This is a genomic window from Streptomyces sp. NRRL S-37, from assembly GCF_000721605.1.
Taxonomy (GTDB): domain Bacteria; phylum Actinomycetota; class Actinomycetes; order Streptomycetales; family Streptomycetaceae; genus Streptomyces.
Map to the genome: position 1 here is coordinate 133,216 of NZ_JOIZ01000002.1, position 20,847 is coordinate 154,062.

The 20,847-nt window shown below is 73.1% G+C and carries 20 protein-coding genes; 9 read left to right on the forward strand and 11 right to left on the reverse strand.

Annotation, left to right across the window (positions count from 1 at the left end):
* Nucleotides 1–15: 15 nt before the first annotated feature.
* Nucleotides 16–1,044 (forward strand): ATP-binding cassette domain-containing protein, encoded by a 1,029-nt coding sequence (locus IH50_RS0103115; RefSeq protein WP_030856931.1) that lies wholly within the window; start codon nucleotides 16–18, stop codon nucleotides 1,042–1,044.
* Nucleotides 1,041–1,889 carry an ABC transporter permease gene (locus IH50_RS0103120; protein ID WP_030856933.1) on the forward strand — a complete coding sequence of 283 codons (849 nt, stop codon included), beginning with the start codon at nucleotides 1,041–1,043 and terminating at the stop codon, nucleotides 1,887–1,889. The genes IH50_RS0103115 and IH50_RS0103120 overlap by 4 nt, the downstream gene beginning before the upstream one ends.
* 90 nt (nucleotides 1,890–1,979) lie before the next feature.
* On the opposite strand, the gene IH50_RS0103125 is transcribed toward IH50_RS0103120, so the two are convergent.
* From IH50_RS0103125 to pdhA, 6 genes are all read right to left on the reverse strand, one after another.
* Entirely contained in the window at nucleotides 1,980–3,074 is a 1,095-nt protein-coding gene (locus tag IH50_RS0103125) for a potassium channel family protein (protein ID WP_030856935.1), read from the reverse strand.
* Nucleotides 3,071–4,441 (reverse strand): molybdopterin molybdotransferase MoeA, encoded by a 1,371-nt coding sequence (locus IH50_RS0103130; RefSeq protein WP_030856937.1) that lies wholly within the window; start codon nucleotides 4,439–4,441, stop codon nucleotides 3,071–3,073. Before IH50_RS0103130 ends, IH50_RS0103125 begins: the two co-directional genes overlap by 4 nt.
* Nucleotides 4,441–5,448, reverse strand: coding sequence for an NTP transferase domain-containing protein (locus IH50_RS0103135; RefSeq protein ID WP_030856939.1), 1,008 nt, complete (start codon nucleotides 5,446–5,448; stop codon nucleotides 4,441–4,443). Before IH50_RS0103135 ends, IH50_RS0103130 begins: the two co-directional genes overlap by 1 nt.
* 165 nt (nucleotides 5,449–5,613) lie before the next feature.
* The gene (locus IH50_RS0103140) at nucleotides 5,614–7,050 is read right to left on the reverse strand and encodes a dihydrolipoamide acetyltransferase family protein (protein ID WP_030856941.1); all 1,437 of its coding nucleotides are present in this window, start codon (nucleotides 7,048–7,050) and stop codon (nucleotides 5,614–5,616) included.
* Complete coding sequence (locus IH50_RS0103145; RefSeq protein WP_030856943.1) at nucleotides 7,050–8,054, reverse strand: alpha-ketoacid dehydrogenase subunit beta; 1,005 nt, start codon at nucleotides 8,052–8,054, stop codon at nucleotides 7,050–7,052. The genes IH50_RS0103140 and IH50_RS0103145 overlap by 1 nt, the downstream gene beginning before the upstream one ends.
* Nucleotides 8,051–9,193: a pyruvate dehydrogenase (acetyl-transferring) E1 component subunit alpha gene (gene pdhA / locus IH50_RS0103150; protein WP_030856945.1), complete on the reverse strand. Its 1,143-nt coding sequence runs from the start codon at nucleotides 9,191–9,193 to the stop codon at nucleotides 8,051–8,053. Before pdhA ends, IH50_RS0103145 begins: the two co-directional genes overlap by 4 nt.
* 185 nt (nucleotides 9,194–9,378) lie before the next feature.
* On the opposite strand from pdhA, the gene IH50_RS0103155 reads away from it, so the two are divergent.
* Nucleotides 9,379–9,864 carry an Lrp/AsnC family transcriptional regulator gene (locus IH50_RS0103155; RefSeq protein WP_030856947.1) on the forward strand — a complete coding sequence of 162 codons (486 nt, stop codon included), beginning with the start codon at nucleotides 9,379–9,381 and terminating at the stop codon, nucleotides 9,862–9,864.
* Nucleotides 9,865–9,874: 10 nt separating this feature from the next.
* Here IH50_RS0103155 and IH50_RS0103160 read toward each other — a convergent pair whose 3' ends face one another.
* Nucleotides 9,875–10,465, reverse strand: coding sequence for a TetR/AcrR family transcriptional regulator (locus IH50_RS0103160; protein ID WP_030856948.1), 591 nt, complete (start codon nucleotides 10,463–10,465; stop codon nucleotides 9,875–9,877).
* Nucleotides 10,462–11,976: a 3-hydroxyacyl-CoA dehydrogenase gene (locus IH50_RS0103165; RefSeq protein WP_030856950.1), complete on the reverse strand. Its 1,515-nt coding sequence runs from the start codon at nucleotides 11,974–11,976 to the stop codon at nucleotides 10,462–10,464. Before IH50_RS0103165 ends, IH50_RS0103160 begins: the two co-directional genes overlap by 4 nt.
* A gap of 160 nt (nucleotides 11,977–12,136) precedes the next feature.
* On the opposite strand from IH50_RS0103165, the gene paaN reads away from it, so the two are divergent.
* Entirely contained in the window at nucleotides 12,137–13,828 is a 1,692-nt protein-coding gene (paaN, locus tag IH50_RS0103170; RefSeq protein ID WP_030856952.1) for a phenylacetic acid degradation protein PaaN, read from the forward strand.
* Between the two features lie 9 nt (nucleotides 13,829–13,837).
* Here paaN and IH50_RS0103175 read toward each other — a convergent pair whose 3' ends face one another.
* From IH50_RS0103175 to IH50_RS0103185, 3 genes are read right to left on the reverse strand one after another with little or no spacing between them, the layout of a single operon-like run.
* The gene (locus IH50_RS0103175) at nucleotides 13,838–14,611 is read right to left on the reverse strand and encodes a TrmH family RNA methyltransferase (RefSeq protein ID WP_030856954.1); all 774 of its coding nucleotides are present in this window, start codon (nucleotides 14,609–14,611) and stop codon (nucleotides 13,838–13,840) included.
* 10 nt (nucleotides 14,612–14,621) lie between these two features.
* Nucleotides 14,622–15,851, reverse strand: coding sequence for an HTTM domain-containing protein (locus IH50_RS0103180; RefSeq protein ID WP_030856956.1), 1,230 nt, complete (start codon nucleotides 15,849–15,851; stop codon nucleotides 14,622–14,624).
* Nucleotides 15,848–16,810 (reverse strand): DUF5819 family protein, encoded by a 963-nt coding sequence (locus IH50_RS0103185; RefSeq protein WP_030856958.1) that lies wholly within the window; start codon nucleotides 16,808–16,810, stop codon nucleotides 15,848–15,850. The genes IH50_RS0103180 and IH50_RS0103185 overlap by 4 nt, the downstream gene beginning before the upstream one ends.
* 312 nt (nucleotides 16,811–17,122) lie before the next feature.
* Here IH50_RS0103185 and paaA point away from each other — a divergent pair, with 312 nt between their 5' ends.
* From paaA to paaE, 5 genes are read left to right on the forward strand one after another with little or no spacing between them, the layout of a single operon-like run.
* Complete coding sequence (gene paaA, locus IH50_RS0103190; RefSeq protein WP_030856961.1) at nucleotides 17,123–18,136, forward strand: 1,2-phenylacetyl-CoA epoxidase subunit PaaA; 1,014 nt, start codon at nucleotides 17,123–17,125, stop codon at nucleotides 18,134–18,136.
* Entirely contained in the window at nucleotides 18,133–18,420 is a 288-nt protein-coding gene (paaB, locus tag IH50_RS0103195) for a 1,2-phenylacetyl-CoA epoxidase subunit PaaB (protein ID WP_030215302.1), read from the forward strand. The genes paaA and paaB overlap by 4 nt, the downstream gene beginning before the upstream one ends.
* The gene (gene paaC, locus IH50_RS0103200) at nucleotides 18,417–19,151 is read left to right on the forward strand and encodes a 1,2-phenylacetyl-CoA epoxidase subunit PaaC (protein ID WP_030856963.1); all 735 of its coding nucleotides are present in this window, start codon (nucleotides 18,417–18,419) and stop codon (nucleotides 19,149–19,151) included. Before paaB ends, paaC begins: the two co-directional genes overlap by 4 nt.
* Entirely contained in the window at nucleotides 19,148–19,687 is a 540-nt protein-coding gene (paaD, locus tag IH50_RS0103205) for a 1,2-phenylacetyl-CoA epoxidase subunit PaaD (RefSeq protein WP_030856965.1), read from the forward strand. The genes paaC and paaD overlap by 4 nt, the downstream gene beginning before the upstream one ends.
* The gene (paaE, locus tag IH50_RS0103210; RefSeq protein ID WP_030856967.1) at nucleotides 19,687–20,745 is read left to right on the forward strand and encodes a 1,2-phenylacetyl-CoA epoxidase subunit PaaE; all 1,059 of its coding nucleotides are present in this window, start codon (nucleotides 19,687–19,689) and stop codon (nucleotides 20,743–20,745) included. Before paaD ends, paaE begins: the two co-directional genes overlap by 1 nt.
* Nucleotides 20,746–20,847 lie beyond the last annotated feature (102 nt).

The following is a 20,847-nucleotide window of genomic DNA, read 5'->3' on the forward strand; positions in this document are numbered from 1 at the left end:
GGAAGGACCCGAAGCATGAGCACGCAGACGTCCGGCCTGGCGATCGAGACCGCGGGCCTGGTCAAGACCTTCGGTGAGACACGGGCCGTGGACGGTGTCGATCTCGCCGTGCCGGCCGGCACGGTGTACGGGGTCCTCGGGCCGAACGGCGCCGGCAAGACCACCACCGTGAAGATGCTCGCCACCCTCCTGCGGCCCGACGGCGGCGAGGCCCATGTCTTCGGGCACGACATCGTGCGCGAGGCCGACGAGGTGCGCGGCCGGGTGAGCCTCACCGGCCAGTACGCCTCCGTGGACGAGGACCTCACCGGCACCGAGAACCTGGTCCTGCTGGGCCGGCTCCTCGGCCACCGCAAGCCCGCCGCCCGCACCCGCGCCGCCCAGCTGCTGGAGGCCTTCGGGCTCACGGACGCGGCCGGGAAGCAGGTCAAGCACTACTCCGGCGGCATGCGGCGCCGTATCGACATCGCCGCCTCCATCCTCAACACCCCCGACCTGCTGTTCCTCGACGAGCCGACGACCGGCCTGGACCCGCGCAGCCGCAACCAGGTGTGGGACATCGTGCGCGCGGTCGTCGCCCAGGGCACGACGGTGCTGCTGACCACGCAGTACCTGGACGAAGCCGACCAGCTGGCGTCCCGGATCGCCGTCATCGACCGCGGCAAGGTGATCGCCGAGGGCACCAAGGGCGAACTGAAGGCGTCCGTCGGCGCCGGGTCCGTCCATCTGCGGCTGCGGGATCCGCAGCAGCGTCCGCTCGCCGCCGACCTGCTGCGCCGCACCCTCGACGCGCGGGTGCAGCCCGAACCCGACCCGGTGGCGCTGACCGCCCGCCTCGCCGCCGCGCACCACGACACGGCCGCCGAGCAGGCCGCCCGCGCGCTGAGCGAGCTGGCCCGGGCCGGCGTCACCGTCGACAACTTCTCGCTCGGCCAGCCCAGCCTGGACGAGGTGTTCCTGGCCCTCACCGGCCACGACACGCACGTACCCGGCACATCCGGCCAGGACGACTCCCACGACCCGAAGGACGAGGTGGCGGCATGAGCACCACGACGACCACCGAGAACACCGAACTCGCCCCGGTACGCACCGACTCCCTCGCCGACCTGCTGGTCGCCAAGGAGCGCCCGCCGCGGCCCGGCGCCTGGTCCGCCTCGCTGACCTTCGGCTGGCGGGCGGTCCTGAAGATCAAACACGTGCCGGAGCAGCTCTTCGACGTGACGGCGTTCCCGATCATGATGGTGCTGATGTACACGTACCTGTTCGGCGGGGCGCTGGCCGGGTCGCCGAAGGAGTACATCCAGTTCCTGCTGCCGGGGATCCTGGTGATGTCGGTCGTGATGATCACCATGTACACCGGGGTCTCGGTCAACACGGACATCGAGAAGGGCGTCTTCGACCGGTTCCGCAGCCTGCCGATCTGGCGGCCGTCGACGATGGTCGGCTATCTGCTCGGCGACGCCCTGCGCTACACCATCGCGTCCGTCGTGATGCTGACCGTGGGCATGATCCTCGGCTACCGCGCCGACGGCGGGGTCCCCGGAGTGCTCGCCGGGATCCTGCTGCTGGTGCTGTTCTCGTTCGCCTTCTCGTGGATCTGGACCATGTTCGGGCTGATGCTGCGCACCGAGAAGTCGGTGATGGGCGTCAGCATGATGGTGATCTTCCCGCTCACCTTCCTGTCCAACGTCTTCGTCGACCCGCGCACCATGCCCGGCTGGCTCCAGGCGTTCGTCAACAACAGCCCCGTCACCCACCTGGCGTCCGCGGTGCGCGGGCTGATGGCGGGCGACTGGCCGGCCGACGAGATCGCCTGGACGCTGGGCTGGGCCGGACTGTTCGTGGCGGTCTTCGGGCCGGTCACGATGCGGCTGTACAGCCGGAAGTAGACGGTCCCGGCCGCGGTCCCCGCTGCGGTTTCGACCACGGTCCCGGCCGCGGTCCCCGCTGAGACCACGGCCCCCACTGCGGCCGCGGTCTCAGCCGCGGAACGGGCGGACGTCGGGCGCGATCTGCGTGCCCGGCGTCGCCCGCACGATCGTGATCAGCCGGTCCGTCAGCTCCAGCGTCCCGACGTCCCGGTCGTCGTAGCCGAGCACCCGGTGCCCGCGGACGACGCTCACCACCAGGTCACCGATCTCGCGGGGTGTCTTGCCCACCTCGGCCTTTATGACCGGCCGCTCCACGATGTCGAGCCCGGAGCCCTGCTGGATGAGGTCCTCCATGACCATGCCGGCCGAAGGGCTGAGCACGGACAGCCCGAGCAGCCGCCCGGCCGCGCTGGCGCTGGTGATGACCGCGTCGGCGCCCGACTGCTTCAACAGCGGGGCGTTCTCCTCCTCGCGCACCGCGGCCACGATCTTCGCGCCCCGGTTGATCTGCCGCGCCGTCAGCGTCACGAGGACGGCTGTGTCGTCGCGCTGCGTCGCGATGATGATCTGCCGTGCCCGCTGCACCTCGGCCCGCTTCAGCACCTCGCTGCGCGTGGCATCCCCTATGACGCCCGCGTAGCCGTCCGCCGTGGCCGCGTCGATCGCCTTCGCACTGGGGTCGACGACCACGACCTGCTCCTTCCGGAGCCCGGTCGCGCAGACGGTCTTGATCGCGGACCTGCCCTTGGTACCGAATCCGACGACGACGGTGTGATCGCGCAACGCGGACCTCCAGCGGTTCAGTCGCCACTCCTCCCGCGTACGTTCGGTGAGGGCCTCGAGGGTGGTGCCGACCAGGATGATCAGGAACAGCACGCGCAGCGGCGTGATGACGAAGATGTTGGTGAGCCGGGCGGCGTCACTGACCGGTGTGATGTCGCCGTATCCGGTGGTGGAGAGGGTGACGGTCGCGTAGTAGAACGCGTCGAGGAGATCGAGGGTCCCGTCGGAGTTGTCGTTGTAGCCGTCGTGGTCGGCGTACACGACGAACGCCGTCACCACCAGCACCACCAGGGCCCACGACAGCCGTTTGGCGACCTGGCGGACCGGGTGCTCCACCAGTTTCCTCGGGAGTTTCACCCGATGGGTCACCAGGTGTTCGTCCGCCTGGCGGGCGATGGCGTCCTGGCCCGGAAGTTTCACGTGAAACACACCCCGATTCCCCCGGAGGCCCAGGGCAGGTCGATCAGCTCCGCCTCCTGGCCGGGCCGCGCACCGCCGGGGGGGACGACGGCGAGCGCGTCGGCCGCCGCGATGCCGCGCAGCATGGCCGGACCGTTGTAGAGCAGCGGCACCGCCCGCTCGCCGCGCAGGGCGACCGGGACCAGCCGGGTGTCGTACGGGTGTCCCTGCACACCGTCCCGCAGCGGCAGCGTGTACGGCTCGGGGGCGGGGCGGGCCGCGAGGGTGCGCAGCAGGGGCTCGGCGAGCGTGAGCAGGCCCGAGACGGCGGCGAGGGGGTTGCCCGGCAGGCCGACGAGGTACTGACCGGCCTTGGTGCGGGCCAGGAGCATGGGGTGACCGGGGCGCACCCTGACGCCGTCCACGAGGAGTTCGGCGCCGATGCGGCGCAGTGCGGGGTGCACGTGGTCGACCGGGCCGGCGGCGGTGCCGCCGGTGGTGACGACGACATCGGCGCCGGATGCCGTGATGGCCTCGTACAGGGCCTCTTCGGTGTCGCCGACCCGGCGTACGGCGGTGACCTCCGCGCCGAGTGCGCGCAGCCAGGGCGGCAGCAGCGGGCCGAGCGCGTCCCGGATCAGCCCGTCGTGCGGCAGGCCCTCGCCGAGCAGTTCGTCACCGAGGACGAACACGTCGACGCGGGGGCGGGGGACGGCGGTGAGCGTGTCGTATCCGGCGGCGGCGGCCATGCCCAGGACGGGCGGGGTCACCGGGGTGCCCACGGGCAGCAACTGGTCGCCGCTGCGGCACTCCTGGCCGCGGGGGCGGATGTCCTGGCCGTGGGTGACGGTGTGCGGCGGCCGGGTGGCCGCGGTGACGTGCAGCCGGCCCTTGTCGTCGGTGCGGCCGTGCTCGCTGCGGAGTACGGCGGTGGTGTCCGGGGGGACACGGGCGCCGGTGGCGATGCGGACGGCCTCACCGTCGGTGAGCGGGGGATGCGCGGAGTGCCCGGCGAGGACACCCTCGTCCCGCACGGACCAGGGGCCTGGTCCGGAGACCGCCCAGCCGTCCATCGCGGAGGTGTCGAAGGAGGGCAGGTCGGTGAGGGCGGTGAGGGGGGCGGCGAGGGTGAGGCCCAGGGCGGAGGCGAGGGGGACGGCGACCGGGGGCAGGTGGCCGGTACGGCCTCCGGTGCGTCCACCGGTGCCGTGGCGCGGGGCGCCCTCGGCGACGGCACGGGCGTCGGGCCAGGCGGTGGCGTCGTGGCGCGGGTGCGTGGGGCGGGGGGTGTCCGTGGTGCCGTCGGGGTGTTTTCTCACGAGAGCGAGCGCCTCCTCGACGTCGAGGTCGTCGGCGTTCCCGTCGGCCCGGGCGGCGCGCGCGGTCATCAGGCGTCCGGGCGGGTGTCGGGGGCTTCCGGGGTGGCGTCGGAAGCCCTGAGGGTCGCGTCGGGAGCCTTGGGGGCGGCGTCGGCGGTTTCCTCGTCGGCCCAGCGCAGGGCGAGTGCCGCGGCCTTGCGGGCCGCCTCGGCGACGGCCTCCCGGTCACCGCCCGCCCGCGCGGCCGCGTAGCCGACGAGGAAGGTGGTCAGCGGCGCGGCGGGCCGGGCCACACCGTGGGCGGCGTCACGGGCGAGGTCGAGCAGTACGCCGGTGTCGACGTCCAGGTCGATGCCCAGTTCGTCCTTGACTGCGGAGATCCATTCATCCAACACGTGTCCATGCTCCCTGATGCGTGCCCTGGCAGTGGCGATGTCGTCCCAGGTGTCGCAGTCGAAGGACGCCACCGGGTCGGAGATACGGGTGAGGTCGAGCGAGCCGGTCAGCCGGCGCAGGGGCAGGCCGGTCAGCTCGCCGTGCCGGCCGGTGAGCACGGCCAGCCCGCGGCGCAGGGCCTCGGTCCGGTACGCGGCGACCAGCGGCTGGTCCCGGCCGTCGGAGTCGGTCAGCAGCACGCCGTCGGCGGTGCCGTGCCGAAGGGGTGCCAGCAGTCCCCGCACCGTGCGGCGGTCGAGGAAGGGCAGGTCGGCGGAGAGCAGGACGACCCGGTCGGCCGTGGTGTGCCGGAGTCCGGCGGCGAGCGCGGCCAGGGGGCCGCCGCCCGGGGGTTCCTCACGGGCCCAGATCACGGGCCGCGCGGTGGGGCGGGGACCGGCGACGACCACCGTAGTCCGGGCGTCGGCGCAGGCCGCGAGCACCCGGTCGAGCAGCGCCCGGCCGCCCACCCGCACCCCGGGCTTGTCCGCGCCCCCGAGCCGCCGGGCGGCGCCACCGGCGAGCACGACGGCGTCGTACGCGGGGCCGGGGCCCTCGAAGGAGCCGCCGGAGGAATCATCATCGGGAGGATCGCCGGAGGGATCACCGGAGGGATCGCCGGGTGGCTGATACTCGGTCACCCTCCGAGTATGCGTGCCCCCGCGATCACAGGGAACGCGGGGGCACCGGGACACGACCGGGGAGACCCGGGGAACCGGGAAACTCCGGGAGACCGGGGAGACCGGGAAACCCCGGGAGGCCGGGGGAACCCAGGAGACCCGGAAGACCGGAGACTTGAAGCGGGCTCACAGCGACCGCAGCAGCACCGCCGGCTGTTCGACACAGTCCGCCACGTACCGCAGGAAGCCTCCCGCGGTGCCGCCGTCGCAGACCCGGTGATCGAAGGTGAGCGAGAGCTGCACGACCTGCCGCACCGCCAGCTCTCCCTCGTACACCCACGGCTTGGGGACGATGCGGCCGACGCCGAGCATGGCGGCCTCGGGGTGGTTGATGATCGGTGTGGAGCCGTCGACCCCGAACACGCCGTAGTTGTTCAGCGTGAAGGTGCCGCCGGTGAGTTCCGCCGGCGTCAGTGTGCCGGTCCGGGCCGCCTCGGTCAGCCGGGCGAACTCGGCCGTCAGCGACTCGGCGCTCCGCGTGTGCGCGTCCCGGACGACGGGGACGACCAGCCCCCGGTCGGTCTGCGCGGCGAAGCCGAGGTGCACGTCGCCGTACCGGACGATCTCCCTGGCCTCGGTGTCCACCGAGGAGTTGAGCTCGGGGAAACGGGCGAGCGCGGCCGTGCAGACACGGGCCAGCAGCGCGATGACGGATATCTTCGGCCCGCCCGCCGCGTTCATCGCCGCGCGGGTCCGCATCAGTTCGGTCGCGTCGGCGTCCACCCAGCAGGTCGCGTCGGGGATCTCGGTACGGCTGCGGGAGAGCTTGTCGGCGACGGCCCCGCGGATGCCCTTGAGGGGGACACGGGTCACGCCCGAGGTGTCCGCGACCGGCGCCGGCGCGCCCGCGCCCGCCCGGCCGGTCCGCGGTTCGCCGGCCGTCGTGCCCGGTCGGCCCTGAGCGGCGGCGGCGCGCAGGGCGTACTCCACGTCCGCGCGGAGGATCAGCCCCTCGGGTCCGGAGCCGGTCATCTCCCGCAGGTCCAGGCCGTTCTGCCGGGCCAGCCTGCGCACCAGGGGTGAAATCACGGGGACGGGGCCGTCCACCGCGCCCGGGGTGCGGGCCCGCTCGGCGGCGGGCCCCGCGGTCCTGGACCGCCCGTTCGCCGCGGGTGCGGAAGGGACGGCGGGGGCCGTCGGTGCGACGGGGGCCGTCTGCGGCGGGCGGACGCGACGGCGCCGGGCCGGGGCCTCCGCGGTGCCGTAACCGACCAGGACGTTTCCGGAGCCCTCGGTGGCGGGAGCCGTGCCGCGCACGCCCTCGGATTCCGCGGGCTTCGCGGGGCTCGCGTCCCCGGCCGGGCGGCCGTCGGCCGGCTCGCCCACCGCCACCGTCAGCAGCGGGGCGCCGACGGGCAGTTCCGTGCCCTCCGCGCCGAAACGGGCCGTGACGACACCGCCGTAGGGACAGGGCACGTCCACCATCGCCTTGGCCGTCTCGACCTCGACGACCGGCTGGTCCACGGCGACGACGTCACCGACCTCGACCAGCCAGCGCACGATCTCCGCCTCGGTGAGCCCCTCCCCGAGGTCGGGCAGCTTGAACTCCAGCACCTGTGCCATCAGCTCTCGGCCTCCCACTGCAGACGTCCCACGGCGTCCAGGATCCGGTCCACTCCGGGCAGGTGGTGGCGCTCCAGCATCGGCGGCGGGTACGGCAGGTCGAACCCGGCCACACGCAGCACCGGCGCCTCCAGGTGGTGGAAGCAGCGCTCCGTGACCCGGGCCGCGATCTCCCCGCCCGGGCCGCCGAAGCCACCCGACTCGTGGACGACGACCGCGCGCCCCGTCCGCCGTACCGAGGCACACACCGTCTCGTCGTCGAACGGCACCAGGGAGCGCAGATCGACGACTTCGAGGTCCCAGCCCTCGGCCCGGGCCGCCTCGGCCGCCTCCATGCAGACGGGCAGCGACGGCCCGTACGTGATGAGCGTGGCGCTCCGCCCGGAGCGCCGCACCACCGCACGGCCTATCGGTTCAACGGCCGTCGGGTGCTCCGGGTTCCAGGAGTCCTTCGACCAGTACAGCCGCTTGGGCTCCAGGAAGACGACCGGGTCGTCGGAGGCGATGGCGGCGCGCAGCAGCCCGTAGGCGTCGGCGACGGTGGCGGGCGTGACGACGTGGAGCCCCGGGGTCGCCATGTAGTACGCCTCGGAGGAGTCGCTGTGGTGCTCGACGCCGCCGATGCCGCCGCCGTAGGGGACACGGATGGTGAGGGGCAGCGGCATCTTCCCGCGCGTGCGGTTGCGCATCTTCGCGACGTGCGAGACGAGCTGCTCGAACGCCGGGTAGGCGAACGCGTCGAACTGCATCTCCACGACCGGGCGCAGTCCGTACATGGCCATGCCGACGGCCGTGCCGAGGATGCCCGCCTCGGCCAGCGGGGTGTCCGTGCAGCGGTCCTCGCCGAACTCCTTCGCGAGTCCGTCGGTGACCCGGAAGACACCGCCGAGGGTGCCGACGTCCTCGCCCATGACGTGCACGGACGGGTCGGCGGCCATGGCGTCGCGCATCGCGCGCGTGAGGGCCTGCGCCATGGTGGCCGGCTTGACGGCGACGGTGGTCATCCCTGCGCCCCTTCCGGCTCGGCCTCGGCCGCCAGCTCGGCCCGCAGCTGCTCGCGCTGCTCCAGGAGCTGGGGGGTGGGCTCGGCGTAGACGTGGGTGAAGAGGTCCACGGGGTCGAGCGCCGGGTCCTGGTTCATGCGGGCGCGCAAGGAGGCGGCCAGGGCCTCGGCGTCCTGGCGGACGGTCTCGGCACCGGCCTCGTCGAGCAGTCCGCGCCCGGTCAGCTCGTGCTCCAGCAGGGCGATCGGGTCGTGCCGCTTCCAGGTCTCGACCTCGGCGTCGCCCCGGTAGCGGGTGGCGTCGTCGGCGTTGGTGTGGGCCTCCACCCGGTACGTGATCGCCTCGACCAGGGTCGGACCGCCGCCCGCGCGGGCGCGGCGCACGGCGTCGGCCAGGACCTCGTGCACGGCGACGGCGTCGTTGCCGTCCACCAGGCGGCCGGGCATGCCGTAGCCGACGGCCTTGTGGGCCAGCGACGGGGCCGCGGTCTGCTTGGCGAGCGGTACGGAGATCGCGAAGCCGTTGTTCTGGACGAGGAAGACCACCGGGGCCTGCCAGACGGCGGCGAAGTTCAGCGCCTCGTGGAAGTCGCCCTCGCTGGTGCCGCCGTCGCCGACCATGGCGAGCGCGACCACGTCGTCGCCCTTGAGGCGGGCGGCGTGCGCGAGACCGACGGCGTGCGGCAACTGGGTGGCGAGCGGGGTGCTCAGCGGGGCCACGCGGTGCTCGCGGGGGTCGTAGCCGGTGTGCCAGTCGCCGCGCAGCAGGGTGAGGGCCTCGACGGGGTCCACCCCTCGCGCCACGACGGCGAGGGTGTCGCGGTAGCTCGGGAAGAGCCAGTCCTGGTCCGCCAGGACGAGCGCGGCGGCGACCTCGCAGGCCTCCTGGCCGGTGCTGGAGGGGTAGACCGCGAGACGGCCCTGCTTGGTGAGGGCGGTGGCCTGCGCGTTGTAGCGGCGGCCCTTCACCAGCTCCGTGTACAGCCGGCGCAGCAGCTCCGGGTCGGCCCCGGCGGCCGCCTCGGTGCCGAGCACGCGGTACGGCTCCGCGTCGGGCAGCAGCGGCGCGGGGTCGGTACGGGGCTGCCAGGCGGGCGGCGGGGTCGGCCGGTAGGCCCCCCGCTGCTCCATGACCGTCATGACGGCACCTCCTCGTGGGATGTCGGAGGCGCGGCGTCTGTGACACGCCTCACCAACCGATTGTTCGGTCGTCGGCACATTTTGGCTACGGGTGGCGTCAGGCTGTGGACAAACGGTTCTCCACAGCCTGAGATGGACGCAGGACGTCCACGGCGGAAAGGTGGGGGCGGGTGGCATCTGAACAAATGGCCGAGGGCCAGGAGGGGACCGGGCCGCTCGCTCCCGCGCGGCCCCTGGACGCCATCGACCAGGACATCCTGCGGATGCTCCAGGCGGACGGCCGCGCGTCGATACGGTCGGTCGCCGAGCGGGTGCACGTCTCCCGCGCGAACGCGTACGCGCGCATCAACCGGCTGGTCGAGGACGGCGTCATCCGCGGCTTCGGGGCCCGCGTCAACCATGAGCGGGCCGGTCACGGGACGTCCGCGTACATCACCCTGAAGATCGTCCAGAACACCTGGCGCACGGTCCGCGAGCAGCTCCGGCAGCTCCCGGGCGCCTCGCACATCGCGCTGGTGGGAGGGGACTTCGACGTACTGCTGCTGGTGCACACGCCCGACAACCGGGCGCTGCGCGAGCTGGTGCTCACCCGGCTCCAGGCCATCCCCGAGGTGCTGAGCACGCGCACCCTGCTGGTGTTCGAGGAGGAGGACCTGGAGCCGCAGGGGTGAGGCGAGGCGCTCAGGGCGCCTTGCGCAGCCCTCCGAAGGCGAGCCGCACCACCGCGTCGGCCACCTCGAGCTCGTTCATGCCGCGCCCGTCCGGCCGGTACCACTCCACGATCGAGTTGATCATGCCGAAGACCAGCCGGGTCACCAGGCGCACCTCTATGTCCTCGCGCACGTCCCCGTCGGCCGCCGCGGCCTTCAGCAGCTCCGCCACCCGGTGGTCGAACTCGCGCCGCCGCTCCAGCGCCCACCGCTCGGTGCCCGTGTTGCCGCGCACCCGCAGCAGCAGCGTCACGTACGGCAGTTCGGCGATCAGCACCTCGACCATGCGCCGTACGACGTACTCGAGGCGTCCGGCGGCGCGCCCCACGCGCGCGTGCTCCTCGTCGAGGATGCCGAAGAGCCCGTCCAGGGCCCGGCTCACCGCGCGGCGCAGCAGTTCCTCCTTGCCGGCCACGTGATGGTAGATCGACGACTTGGAGATGCCGGCGGCCTTGGAGAGGTGCTCCATGGAGGTGCCGTCGTAGCCGCGCTCGTTGAACACCTGGACGGCGACGGACAGCAGCGTCTCCGGGGTGTACGTGTCGCGCCTGGCGGTGGTCACGGGGTGTCCTCCCTCTCGCGAGTGGCGCACGCGTACTGGTAGAGCGCGAGGGAGGGCGCGTAGCGGCCGGACGGGTCGATCTCGTGCATCTCGTCCAGCAGGGCGCCGGCCCAGCCGCGGCCGAGGCGGCGGCTCCACTCGAAGGGGCCCAGGGGGTAGTTCACACCCAGCCGCATCGCGGTGTCGACGTCCTCCTCGGTGGCGACGCCCTTGGCGACGGCCTCGACCGCGAGGTCGATGATCCGGGCCACCGTCCGCGCGACGATCATTCCGGGGACGTCCCCGATGACACTGACCTTCTTGCCGAGCGCCTGGAACAGCCCGGTGGCCTCGGCGACGGTCCGCGCGGAGGTGTCCTTGCAGTGGGACAGGGCGATGCGGGTGGCCGCGCGGTAGTCGAGGGCGAGGTCGAAGTAGACGACGTCGCTGAACTCCACGGAGGCCTGGCCGTCGGCGAGCACCAGCTGTCCGCCGCCGGGCAGCACCAGGCGGGTGCCCTCGTCCTCGGCCTCCTCGCGCACCTCGATCCCGGCCTCGCGGATCAGGGCGAGCAGCTCGGAGGCGGGCCCCAGGTCGCCCTCGGCGACGACGTACGCGGGCGGCTCGGCGGGCTCGGCGGTGTGCGGTTCGGGGCGCTCGGCGCCGGCGCCGTGGTCGTACCAGCCGTGCCCGGTCTTGCGGCCGAGGCGGCCCGACTCGACCAGGCGGCGCTGGGCGAGCGAGGGGGTGAAGCGCACGTCCTGGAAGAAGGACTCCCACACCGAGCGGGTGACGGACTCGTTGACGTCCTGCCCGATGAGGTCGGTCAGCTCGAAGGCGCCCATGCGGAAACCGCCGGACTCGCGCAGGACCGCGTCGATGGTGGCCGGGTCGGCGCCCTGGGACTCGTACACCGCGAAGGCCTCGGCGTAGAAGGGCCGGGCGACGCGGTTGACGATGAAGCCGGGGGTGTCGGCGCAGGCGACGGGCGTCTTGCCCCAGGCGCGGGCCGTCTCGTATGCGCGCGTGGCGTACGTGACGTCGGTGGCGAAGCCGGAGACGACCTCGACGAGCGGCAGCAGCGGGGCGGGGTTGAAGAAGTGCAGGCCCACGAAGCGGCCGGGCGCGCGCAGGGCGCCGCCGATCGCGGTGACGGAGAGGGAGGAGGTGTTGGTGGCGAGCAGGCAGTCGTCGGAGACGACGTCCTCCAGCGCGCGGAACAACTCCTGCTTGACGTCCAGGCGCTCCACGACGGCCTCGACGACCAGGGCGCAGTCGGCGAGCTCGGCCAGCTCGCCGGCGGGCCGCAGACGGGCGCGGGCCGCGTCCCGCTCGGCGGCGGTGAGGCGCTCCTTCTCCACCAGCCGGTCGAGCCGGGCGCCGATCGCGTCGGCCGCCTGACGGGCCCGGCCGTCAACGGCGTCGTACAGCCGCACGGGGTGGCCCGCGACCAGAGCGACCTGGGCGATTCCCTGCCCCATGGTGCCGGTGCCGACCACGGCCACGGGACTGCTGAGGTCGAGTGCTGTCATGTGCGCGATCCTCCCGCACGGGGTTTTCCACAGATGCGGCGGACCCCCTTGTCCCGACCGATCGTTCGGTTACTCTAACTCTGACCGCCCGTTCTGACTACGTTTCCGCACAGGTCCATGAGCTCGACGAAGAGTTCCTGAGACGAGGAGTTGGTCCCGCATGGCCGCCGAACCCACGGCGCACGAACTGGTCGCCCGCCACCGTCCCACCCTGGACCGGGCCCTGGAAGCGATCCGCACGCGCGCGTACTGGTCCCCGCACCCCGAGCACCCCAAGGCGTACGGGGAGCACGGCAGCCTGGACATGGCGGCGGGCAAGGCCGCCTTCGACGCCCTGCTCGGCACCCGCCTCGACCTCGGCCAGCCCGGCACGAACGGCTGGGTGGACGGCGAGACCTCCCCGTACGGCATCGAGCTGGGCGTGAGCTACCCGCACGCGGACCCCGACGAGCTGCTGCCCGCCATGAAGGCGGGGATGCGGGCCTGGCGGGACGCGGGCGCCGAGACCCGCGCGGTGGTCTGTCTGGAGATCCTCAAGCGGATCAGCGACCGGACCATGGAGTTCGCCCAGGCGGTCATGCACACCTCCGGCCAGGCGTTCATGATGGCGTTCCAGGCGGGCGGCCCGCACGCGCAGGACCGCGGCATGGAGGCGGTGGCCTACGCGTACGCGGAGCAGACCCGCACGCCCGACGCCGCGGAGTGGACCAAGCCGCAGGGCAAGCGCGACCCGCTCGCGCTCACCAAGGAGTTCGTTCCGGTGCCGCGCGGCATCGGCCTGGTCATCGGCTGCAACACCTTCCCGACGTGGAACGGCTATCCGGGCCTGTTCGCCTCCCTCGCCACCGGCAACGCGGTCCTGGTCAAGCCGCATCCCCGCGCGGTGCTGCCGCTCGCGCTCACCGTCCAGGTGGCCCGCCAGGTGCTCACCGAGGCCGGCTTCGACCCGAATCTGGTGGCGCTGGCCGCCGAGCGGCCCGGCGAGGGCATCGCCAAGACCCTCGCCACCCGTCCCGAGATCCGGATCATCGACTACACCGGCTCCACCGAGTTCGGCGACTGGCTGGAGCACAACGCCCGCCAGGCGCGGGTGTACACCGAGAAGGCCGGCGTCAACACGGTGATCGTGGAGTCGACCGACGACTACCAGGGGATGCTGGCCAACCTGGCGTTCTCCCTGTCGCTGTACAGCGGCCAGATGTGCACCACCCCGCAGAACCTGCTGATCCCGCGCGACGGCATCACCACCGACCAGGGCCCCAAGTCCTTCGACGAGGTCGCCGCCGATCTGGCGAAGGCGGTCGACGGCCTGCTCGGCGACGACGCCCGGGCGAACGCGCTGCTGGGCGCGATCGTCAACCCGGACGTCAAGGCCCGCCTGGAGGCCGCCGCCGGGCTCGGCGAGGTCGCCCTCGCCTCCCGTGAGATCACCCATCCGGAGTTCCCGGGCGCGGTGGTGCGCACACCGGTGATCGTGAAGCTCGACGGCGCCAAGCCGGACGCCGAGGCCGCCTACATGAGCGAGTGCTTCGGCCCGGTCTCCTTCGCCGTCGCCGTCGACTCGGCCGACGGCGCGGCGGAGCTGCTGCGGCGCACGGTCCGCGAGAAGGGCGCGATGACGGTCGGCGCGTACACGACCTCCCCGGAGGTCGAGGAGACGGTGCGGGAGGTCTGCCTGGAGGAGGCCGCCCAGCTCTCCCTGAACCTCACCGGCGGGGTGTACGTCAACCAGACGGCAGCCTTCTCCGACTTCCACGGCTCCGGCGGCAACCCGGCGGCCAACGCGGCCCTGTGCGACGGCGCGTTCGTGGCCGACCGGTTCCGGGTGATCGAGGTGCGCCGGGAGGCGTAGGACGCCGTTTCAGGAGGGTGCGCCCCCGGTGGCGCTCCAGTGGTACAGCGTCATGGCCACACTGGTCGCGAGGTTGTAGCTGGAGACCTGGGGGCGCATCGGCAGCGCCACCAGGTGGTCGGCCCGCGCGCGGAGCTCCGCCGACAGTCCGCTGCGCTCGGAGCCGAAGGCGAGCAGCGCGTCGTCCGGGAGCCTCAGCGAGCGGATGTCCTCGCCCTCCGGGTCGAGCGCGAAGACCGGCCCGGACGGCAGCTCCGCCACGGGCAGCCGTTCCACGGCGGTGGCGAAGTGCAGCCCCGCCCCACCGCGTACGACGGTGGGGTGCCAGGGGTCGAGCGTGCCGGTGGTGACGACCCCGGTCGCCCCGAAACCGGCGGCCAGCCGGATCACCGCGCCCGCGTTGCCGAGGTTGCGCGGGTTGTCCAGGACCACCACGGGGGCGGTGCGCGGGGTGTGCGCCAGCTTCTCCAGGTTGCCCGCGCGGGAGGGGCGTACGGCCAGGGCGGCCACGGCGGTGGGATGCGGGCGCGGCACGAGGGCGGCGTACGTCCCGTGGGGCACCTCGGTCAGCAGCTCCGCCAGCGCCTCCCGCACGTCCCCGGCCAGTTCACCGGCGAGGGCGAGCGCGCCGGCCCGGTCCGCGGTGAGCGCCACCGGGACCTCGGCCCCGAAGCGCACGGCGTGCTTGAGGGCGTGGAAGCCGTCGAGCAGCACGGCGGTGCCGGCCAGGCGGTGCCAGGCGGAGACGGGGTCGGCCGGGAACTCGGGAGCGGGGTCGGTCATGGCACGCAGCCTACGTGCGCGCGCCCGGCACTCCGCCGGGCGCCGGGGCGGCCTCCGCCGGGTTCTTTCCGGCCGGGGGCCATGGCCGCGGAACCGGCGTCCCGCGCGGACGCAGCCGATCGCGCGCGCGTGCCGCGAGGTTCCCGAGGCGGCGCAGGAAGGCCGTCGGCAGGAAGACCGCGTCCGCCGCGATCATCGCCAGGGAGAAGAAGGGCAGTCCGAGCACGACGGCGATGACCGCGTGCTCCAGGATCATGAAGGCCAGCAGGACGTTCTTGACCCGCCGGTTGAACAGCGTGAACGGGAAGGCGACCTGCACGGCGACCGTCCCGTAGGTCACCAGCATCACCATCGTGCCGCTGGCCGACAGCAGGTCCGCGAGGGCCGGCCAGGGGGAGAAGTACTCCAGGTGCAGCGGGTAGTGGACGGCGGTGCCGTCCTGCCAGCGGGAACCCTGGACCTTGTACCAGCCGGCCGTGGCGTAGATCAGACACGCCTCGGCCATGATCACCAGCAGTGCGCCGTTGTGCACCACGTTCGCGACGACGTCCAGCAGGATCCGCGGCTGCCCGGTCTTCGCGCGGCGCCCCACCAGCCACCACAGCGCCTGCGCGAGCCACACGGTCCACAGCAGCGCCGGTATGAACCAGTCGCCGTCCATCCGGCCCGCCAGTGTCGCCAGGAGCAGCGGCAGGCCCAGCACGCCCCACAGCACCGGGCCGGTCCGGTCACGCGGCCACTCGCCCCGCGCGCGTGCCCCGGCCACGCGGCGCGCACGGCGCGCGTCCAGGGACCAGACCCGGCCGCAGCGCGTGAACACCAGGTAGACCGACATCAGGTGCAGGACGTTGTCGCCGCCGTCCCCCATGAAGACACTGCGGTTCTGCAGCGCCAGCACGCCCACCATGAACAGCACCGACATGGTGCGGGTGCGCCAGCCGAGCAGCAGCAGGAGGCTCCACAGCACGGCGAGCGCGTAGACGGCCTCGAACCAGACCTGGCTGTCCGACCACAGCAGCGGCGTGAAGGCGTCGTTCGCCGCGACCAGCTGGTCGGCGAGGTCCCAGCTCCAGGGCCCGTCGGGGCCGTACAGCTCCTGGCGGTGGGGGAACTCGCGCAGCAGGAACAGCAGCCAGGTCAGACTGAAGCCGATGCGGATCACGGCGGTCTGGTAGGGGCCGAGCGCGGAGTCGGTGACGCGGGCGATCGCGCGGGACAGGGCCAGCGAGCAGCGGTTCACCCCACGCCTCCCCGGGCCTCGTCCCCAGGCAGCGACCACCAGGGCAGCGTGCGGTACACGGGCGGGGTGGAGATCTTCTCCCCGCTCCACTCGGGCGGCGGCACGTGGGTGGTCCGTGAGCGGATCTGGACGCGCTCGACGGCACCGACCGGCCCGGCCGCGGCCGCGCGGTCGAGGCGCAGCACCGTGATCCGGCGCAGATACGTCTCGGACAGCGCACCGCGCAGGCCCACCGGCCGGTTGTCGTCGTCGTGCGTGGCGGTGAAGAAGTCCCAGGCGCGACGCAGCTCGTTCTGCTGGGTGTGGCTGGGCAGGGGGTTGCCGTCGATGGCGCGGCCGTCCTGTGCGGACAGGTCGTACCAGCCGGTGGTCCGCGTCCCCCCGTCCGCCGTACGGATCTCGGCACGCACCTGGACGGCGATGTTCTGCTGCAGCGGGTTCGGCGCGAACAGCTTCCAGTTCTGCTCGAACTCCGGGTAGATCCAGTCCTCGATCGTCTCGCTGTGCTTCTTGCTGACCGTGTTCACCGGTGCGACGTGCAGGAACGTCATGCCGAGGTGCACACAGACCACGACCGCGACGACCGCGAGCGCCACCGCGGCGCCGATCTGATAGCGCAGGGAGAGCGCGGCCACCCCGGTACGGGGCCCGGCAGGCGGGCCGGGGGCGGCGTGGGGGCCGGTGCCGGAGCCGGCGTCGGGATCGGCAGGGGGGAGGTCTTCCGGGCGACCGGTACCGGGCGGCAGGGCTGCCGGTCCGGGTGAGCCGGCCGGGGTGGCGGGCTCGGGCGGAGCGGTGGGCTCGGCCGGGGCGTCGGGCTCAAGCAGAGCAGTGGGCTCGGCCGGGGCGGGAGGTTCGGGCAGGGCGGCGCCCGGTTCCGGTCCGTCCGGCTCGTCCGGCCCGGCAGAGGACCCCGCGGGGCCGTGCCGGGCGTCCGAGCCCTTGTCGTACGCGTCCATTCCGCCCCGCTCCCCGATCCCGGTCCGTCGCCGCGCCCTCCCGGCCACGAGAACGGCGTTCCGCCCCGCACGACCGCTCCGCCGTGCCGCACGGAACGGTACTCAGCACCGGCCCCCCGAGCACAGTCCCGCCGGGATCCCGTTCCGCGGCCGTATCCACAGCACGGCCCGGGCCCTCGTCGTCCACAGGCGGTCTCCGCAGGTTATCCACAGCGGTTGACACCTCGCGGCGCCCGTCCCACCATGGAATCGCACGAACCGAACGATCGGTCGGGAGCGTGCTCCGGGAAGCATCCAGTCGAGGGGGACCTCATGGCGACAGCAGCCGCCCGCGATACGGCCGGCAGCCAGGCGTACGACGCACCGGCCGGCGCCGGCGACACCGCCGACTACGAGCGCGCCTTCGACGCGGCCGTCGCCGCCGACGAGCGGATCGAGCCGCGCGACTGGATGCCGGACGCCTACCGGGCCACGCTCGTCCGGCAGATCGCCCAGCACGCGCACTCCGAGATCATCGGCATGCAGCCGGAGGCCAACTGGATCACCCGCGCGCCCTCGCTGCGCCGCAAGGCGATCCTGATGGCCAAGGTGCAGGACGAGGCCGGGCACGGCCTGTACCTGTACAGCGCCGCCGAGACCCTCGGTACCAGCCGCGAGGAGCTGCTCGACAAGCTCCACTCCGGCCGCCAGAAGTACTCCTCGATCTTCAACTACCCGACGCTGACCTGGGCGGACGTCGGCGCCATCGGCTGGCTCGTGGACGGCGCGGCGATCACCAACCAGGTGCCCCTGTGCCGCTGCTCCTACGGCCCGTACGCGCGCGCGATGGTCCGCATCTGCAAGGAGGAGTCCTTCCACCAGCGCCAGGGCTACGAGCTGCTGCTGGCCCTCAGCAAGGGCACCCCGGAGCAGCACGCGATGGCGCAGGACGCGGTGGACCGCTGGTGGTGGCCGTCGCTGATGATGTTCGGCCCGCCCGACGACGAGTCCCAGCACTCCGCGCAGTCGATGGTCTGGAAGATCAAGCGGCACTCCAACGACGAGCTGCGCCAGCGTTTCGTCGACATCTGCGTCCCCCAGGCCGAGTCGCTCGGCCTCACCCTGCCCGACCCGGACCTGAAGTGGAACGAGGAGCGGGGGCACCACGACTTCGGGGCGATCGACTGGTCGGAGTTCTGGGACGTCCTCAAGGGAAACGGCCCGTGCAACGAACAGCGGCTGACCCGGCGCAGGCAGGCCCACGAGGAGGGCTCCTGGGTCCGGGAGGCCGCGGCGGCCCACGCGGCCAAGCACTCGAACGGCGAGACAGGAGCTACGCGAGCATGACCCACACCGACTGGCCCCTGTGGGAGGTCTTCGTGCGCTCGCGCCGGGGCCTGTCCCACACCCATGCCGGCAGCCTGCACGCCCCGGACGCGGAGCTCGCCCTGCGCAACGCCCGCGATCTGTACACCCGGCGCGGCGAGGGCGTCTCCATCTGGGTCGTCCCGTCGTCCGCGATCACCGCCTCCTCGCCCGACGAGAAGGACCCGTTCTTCGAACCGGCCGCCGACAAGCCCTACCGGCACCCGACGTTCTACGAGATCCCCGAGGGGGTGCGGCACCTGTGACCACGACCCCCGCCAAGGACACCGCCCACGCGACGGCCGCGCTCGCCCTCGGCGACGACGCGCTGGTGCTCTCCCACCGCCTGGGCGAGTGGGCCGGCCACGCCCCCGTGCTGGAGGAGGAGGTCGCCCTCGCCAACATCGCGCTGGACCTGCTGGGCCAGGCCCGCGTGCTGCTGTCGATGGTGGGCGACGAGGACGAGCTGGCCTACCTCCGCGAGGAGCGCGCCTTCCGCAACCTCCAGTTGGTGGAGCAGCCCAACGGCGACTTCGCCCACACCATCGCCCGCCAGCTGTTCTTCTCCGCCCACCAGTACCTCCTCTACGGCGAACTGGCCGCGGGGGACGGCCCGTTCGCGCCGCTGGCCGGCAAGGCGGTCAAGGAGACCGCCTACCACCGCGACCACGCCGAACAGTGGACGCTGCGACTCGGCGACGGCACCGACGAGAGCCGTGCGCGGATGCAGCGTGCCGTGGACGCGCTGTGGCGCTACACCGGTGAGATGTTCCAGCCCGTCGAGGGCCTGGACGTCGACGGGAGCGGCCTGGAGACGGCCTGGCTCGCATGGGTCTCGGAGGTGCTGCGCCGGGCTACCCTCACCGTGCCCGACGGCCCCCGCACCGGGGCGTGGGCGGCCGGCGCGGGCCGTCAGGGCCTGCACACCGAGCCGTTCGGCCGGATGCTCGCCGAGATGCAGCACCTGCACCGCAGCCATCCGGGGGCGACGTGGTGACCACCCTCACCCCGCTGGAGGCCGAACTCCTGGAGCTCGCCGGTTCGGTACCCGACCCCGAACTGCCCGTGCTGACCCTGCGCGAACTGGGCGTCGTGCGCGCGGTGCACGTGCGCGGCACGGAGACCGTCGAGGTCGAGCTGACCCCGACGTACACCGGCTGCCCGGCCGTCGAGGCGATGAGCCTGGACATCGAGCGGGTGCTGCGCGAGCACGGGGTGCGCGAGGTCACCGTGCGCAGGGTGCTCGCGCCCGCCTGGTCGACCGACGACATCACGGACGAAGGGCGCCGCAAACTCCGGGAGTTCGGCATCGCCCCGCCTCGTGTACGGACGGCCTCCGGGCCGGTCGGGGTGGAGCTGGGACCGACGCGCACCCGTGCGGCCCGGCCGGAGGACGAACCGGTGCCCGTCCGCTGCCCGCACTGCGGCTCCGCCGAGACCGAACTGCTCAGCCGCTTCTCGTCCACCGCGTGCAAGGCGCTGCGCCGCTGCCTGGCCTGCCGTGAACCGTTCGATCACTTCAAGGAGTTGTGATGGCCCGCTTCCACCGGCTCCGGGTGGCCGCGGTCGACCGGCTCACCGACGACTCCGTCGCCCTCACCCTCACCGTCCCCCCGCACCTGGCCGAGGAGTACCGGTACGCACCGGGCCAGCACCTGGCCCTGCGGCGCGTCGCGGACGGCGAGGACATCCGGCGCACCTACTCCATCTGCTCCCCCGCACCCGACGGTGAGGCGCCGAGCACCCTCCGGGTCGGCGTGCGGCTGGTCGAGGGCGGTGCCTTCTCCACGTACGCGCTCAAGGAGATCGGCCCCGGCGACGAGCTGGAGGTGATGACCCCGGCCGGCCGGTTCACTCTCCCTCCCGCGCCCGGCCGGTACGCGGCGATCGTCGGCGGCAGCGGCATCACGCCGGTGCTGTCGATCGTCTCGACCCTCCTCGCGCGTGAGCCCGGGGCCCGGTTCTGTCTGATCCGCAGCGACCGGACGGCCGCCTCGACGATGTTCCTGGAGGAGGTCGCCGACCTGAAGGACCGCTACCCCGAGCGGCTCCAGCTGGTGACGGTGCTCTCCCGGGAGGAGCAGCAGGCGGGGCTGCCGTCCGGACGGCTGGACCAGGAGCGGCTGACCGGGCTGCTGCCGGCCCTGCTGCCCGTGGAGCAGGTGGACGGCTGGTTCCTGTGCGGGCCGTACGGCCTGGTCGAAGGGGCCGAGCGGGCACTGCGCGGACTGGGTGTGGCGCGTTCCCGCATCCACCAGGAGATCTTCCACGTGGACGCCGGTACGGCGACCGTCACCACGGCGCCCGCCCCCGCGCACAGCACGGTCACCGCCCGGCTCGACGGACGCGGCGGGACCTGGCCCGTCCAGGACGGCGAGTCCCTGCTGGACACGGTGCTGCGCAACCGGCCCGACGCGCCCTACGCCTGCAAGGGCGGGGTGTGCGGAACCTGCCGTGCCTTCCTCGTCTCGGGCGAGGTACGGATGGACCGCAACTTCGCGCTGGAGTCGGAGGAGACGGAGGCGGGCTACGTCCTGGCCTGCCAGTCGCATCCGGTGACGGAGCGGGTGGAGCTGGACTTCGACCGGTAGGAGCCCCCGGCCCGCCCCGGCCCGCCTTCGTGGGCCGGGGGTACTCGGGGGTCACTCCAGGGCCGCTCCGGTGCCGCGACCCGGCCGTCCGATGCCACGCTC